This is a genomic window from Mizugakiibacter sp., assembly GCF_039680435.1.
GTDB lineage: Bacteria > Pseudomonadota > Gammaproteobacteria > Xanthomonadales > Rhodanobacteraceae > Mizugakiibacter.
In genome coordinates, this window is the sequence record NZ_JBDKSX010000129.1 from 1 (window position 1) to 3804 (window position 3804).

Genomic DNA, 3804 nt, shown 5'->3' on the forward strand with positions numbered 1-3804 from the left:
TGCGCCTTGGCAACATCCACGCCCACCCAGTTCTCAACCTCTTGCATCATCGTCATGCTCCTGATACCCGGCCTTGCGGAAGCGGGCTTCGAGCCCTGGCAACTGTTCGGGTTGTTGGAGGAATAAATCCCCGCCCGACCCTGGCTCTCCCACGATCTCGCAATCTGAGGGCAATCGGTCTGGACGGGGTAGAGCTAACTTACAAGGGGCAGGTGAGGGTGGCGGCGCCGCAAGACGCCTGATGGAACGTGTGTCGCAGCTCCCCTTGTTCCGCTCGCTGCCGCGAGCGGGTGACTTTCTCTTGCTTGTCCAAGAGAAAGTCACCAAAGAGAAGGACACCCCACGGGCGCGCCCACCGGGCATCCTGCCCTCCGGGTTCGCGAGAGCGCTACGGGGGTTCGCCGACAGGGCTCCTGCCCTGACGGCGAACTGGCCCGCATCCATGCGGGCCACCCTGCGGGCCTGATCCTCCGCGCTCTCGCCGCGCCCGAGGGGACGCGTCAGGCCGCCATCCTGGCGGCCCCAGGCGTGATGCCGGAGCTGTGCGAACAGTTAGGATGCGCGCCATGCTCTATCTCGCCTCGCAATCCCCCCGCCGTCGCCAGTTGCTCGAGCAGATCGGCGTGCATTTCGAAGTGGTCGAAGTCGACGTCGTCGAGGCGCGCGCGCCGGGCGAGGCGGCGCAGGCCTACGTGGAGCGCGTGGCGCGCGACAAGGCGCGGGCCGGGCTGCAACGCGTGGACGGCCAGCGCGGGGCGGCGGTGCTCGGCGCCGACACCGAGGTGGTGCTGGACGACGCGGTGTTCGGCAAGCCGGCCGACGCGGCGGATGCGGCGGCGATGCTGCGGCGCCTGGCCGGGCGCACGCATCGGGTGATCTCCGCGGTGTGCGTCGTCGACGGCGCGCGCGAGGCGTGCGCCGTCAGCCTGTCGGAAGTGACCTTCGCGCCGCTGGACGAGGCCGCGATCGCCGCCTACGTCGCCACCGGCGAGCCGTTCGGCAAGGCCGGCGCGTACGCGATCCAGGGCCGCGCCGCGGCGTTCGTCGCGCACCTCGCCGGCAGCTACTCGGGCGTGATGGGACTGCCGCTGTTCGAAACCGGGCGCCTGCTGCGCCAATTCGGCATGGCGTTCTGACGCGCGTCGCGCGGCCTTTCCTGTACCGCAAGGTTCATTCTGAACCTGCGCCCGCGGCGGCGGTCACAGCCCGCACTTCCCGCGGACGGATCGCGACATGACGCATCGACAGGCTGGACGCGCACCGGCTATAAAGCCGGATGGTGGAGGGACGGGCCCGGTGAGCGAAGAGATCCTGATCAACGTCACCCCGCGCGAAACGCGCGTGGCGGTGATCGAGAACGGCATGCTGCAGGAAGTGCACGTCGAGCGTGCGCAGAAGCGCGGCTATGTCGGCAACATCTACAAGGGCCGCGTGCAGCGCGTGATGCCCGGCATGCAGGCGGCGTTCGTCGAATGCGGGCTGGAACGCGCCGCGTTCCTGCACGCCTCCGACATCGTGCGCCCGGCGCCGGCGATCCCGGTCGCGGGCGCCGAGAGCAACGGCCACGCGCCGACGCCGCCGATCGGCGAGCTGGTGCACGAGGGCCAGGAAATCGTCGTGCAGGTGATCAAGGACCCGATCGGCTCCAAGGGCGCGCGGCTGTCCACGCACCTGTCGATCCCGTCGCGCTACCTGGTGCTGCTGCCGTACTCGCACATGCTTGGCGTGTCCGCGCGCATCGAGGACGAGGCCGAGCGCCAGCGCCTGAAGGAGCAGGTCGCCGCGCTGGCCGGCGAGAACCCGCTCGGCTACATCGTGCGCACCAACGCCGAGGGGCAGTCGCAGGAGGCGCTTGCCTTCGACGTGACCTATCTCGGCAAGGTCTGGCGCGTGGTGCAGGAGAACATCGCCAGGACGGGGGTCGGCGAGCGCGTCTACGAGGAACTGTCGCTGCCGCTGCGCGCGCTGCGCGACGCGCTGCACGAGGGCGTCGAGAAGGTGCGCGTGGACTCGCGCGAGACCTGGGAGAAGGTCGTCAAGTTCGTCAACAAGTTCATGCCGCAGCTCGCCGACCGCGTCGAGCACTATCCGGGCGAGCGGCCGATCTTCGATCTGTACGGCGCCGAGGACGAGATTCAGCGCGCGCTCAACAAGGAAGTGCCATTGAAGTCGGGCGGCTACCTGGTCGTCGACCAGACCGAAGCGATGACCACCATCGACGTCAACACCGGCGGCTTCCTCGGTACGCGCAACCTCGAGGAAACGGTATACCGCACCAACCTGGAGGCGGCGCAGGCGGCGGCGCGCCAGCTCAGGCTGCGCAACCTCGGCGGCATCATCATCATCGACTTCATCGACATGACCGACGCCGAGCACCAGCAGCAGGTGCTGCGCCAGCTGGAGAAGGCGCTGGCGCGCGACCACGCCAAGACCACGGTGTACCCGATGTCGCCGCTGGGGCTGGTGGAGATGACGCGCAAGCGCACCACCGAGAGCCTGGAGCGCCAACTGTGCGAGCCGTGCCCCGCATGCAGCGGACGCGGCACGCTGAAGACCGCCGAGACCGTGACCTACGAGATCTTCCGCGAGATCACCCGCGCGGTGCGCCAATTCGAGGCGGAAAAGCTGCTGGTGCTGGCCAGTGCCAAGGTGGTCAACCGCATCCTCGAGGAGGAATCCGCTGGAGTCGCGGAACTCGAGGAATTCATCGGCAAGACCATCCGCTTCCAGGCCGAAGAGCATTACTCGCAGGAACAGTACGATGTCGTGCTGCTCTGACCGCCGGCGCGGGGTCGCGGTACGGGGACGCGCTTGAACCGCTGGCGCCGCGTGCGCTTCGTGGCCGGCGCGCTGGCCGCCGCGGCGCTGGTCGCGGCGGCGGTGGCGATGGGGCTGGCGCAACTGCTGCTGCCGCTGGCCGCGCACTATCCGCAGCGCATCGCCGCGCTGCTGAGCAGCCGACTGCACCGGCCGGTGTCGTTCCAGGACATCCGCGGCGAGTGGCAGCCGTCCGGGCCGCTGTTCGCGGTGTCGCGGCTGACCCTCGGCGCCGGCCCCGACGGCGCCGCGATCACCCTGCCGGAAGCGCAGCTGAAATTCGACTTCGGCGCCTGGCTGAAGCCGCACAAGCGCTGGATCGAGCTGCGCCTGTCCGGGCTGGACCTGGAGCTGGTGCGTGACGCGCAGGGCGCCTGGCACGTGGCCGGCTTCGGCGGCGGCGAGGAAGCGCCGGGCGCGCGCAGCTCGCTGGCCGCGCTGCCGGCCGACGTGCTGGTGCGCAACCTCAGCCTGACCCTGGCGGACCAGAAGGCCGGCGCGCGCTACGTGTTCCTGGCCGACGTGCTGCGCCTGACCAATGCCGGCGGCGACGTGCGCGCGGCCGGCCTCCTGCACCGCAGCGGCGCCGCCGGCAACCTGCGCTTCGCCGCGCGCATGCGGCCGGACATGCGCGGCGGCGAACTCTATGCGGGCGGCACCGACGTCGATCTCGCCGCGCTGCTGGGCGGCATCGACCTGCGCGGCTACGCCGTCAGGAGCGGCCGCGGCCAGCTCGAAACCTGGACGGACTGGCGCGACGGCCGCGTGTTCCGCGCCAGCGCGCGCCTCGATCTCGCCGCACTCGACCTCGTCGGCCCCGAAGGACGCCAGGCGCGGCTCGCGTCGCTGCGCGGCAGCGTCGGCGCGGAGCGCGTGGCGCAGGGCTGGCGCATCGCCTACGCGGCGCCCGCTGCGCGCGGCGCCGAGGGCGGCGTGGCCGCGCTCGTGCTCGGCGACGGCGCGCCGCGGCGCCTTGCCCTGGACGCG

At 70.8% G+C, this 3804-nt stretch carries 2 protein-coding genes and 1 pseudogene; all 3 read left to right on the forward strand.

The window, feature by feature from the left end:
- Positions 1-566 precede the first annotated feature (566 nt).
- Entirely contained in the window at positions 567-1136 is a 570-nt protein-coding gene (locus ABFC67_RS13960; RefSeq protein WP_346738639.1) for a Maf family protein, read from the forward strand.
- 160 nt (positions 1137-1296) lie between these two features.
- On the forward strand, positions 1297-2778 hold the full coding sequence (gene rng, locus ABFC67_RS13965) for a ribonuclease G (RefSeq protein WP_346738640.1): 1482 nt from the start codon (positions 1297-1299) through the stop codon (positions 2776-2778).
- A gap of 33 nt (positions 2779-2811) precedes the next feature.
- Positions 2812-3804 (forward strand): annotated as a pseudogene (locus tag ABFC67_RS13970) (TIGR02099 family protein); the annotation flags it as partial.

Excerpts from the sequence above, each read along its gene's own strand:
- ABFC67_RS13960 (WP_346738639.1), top strand. The coding sequence starts at position 567 with ATGCTCTATCTCGCCTCGCAATCCCCCCGCCGTCGCCAGTTGCTCGAG.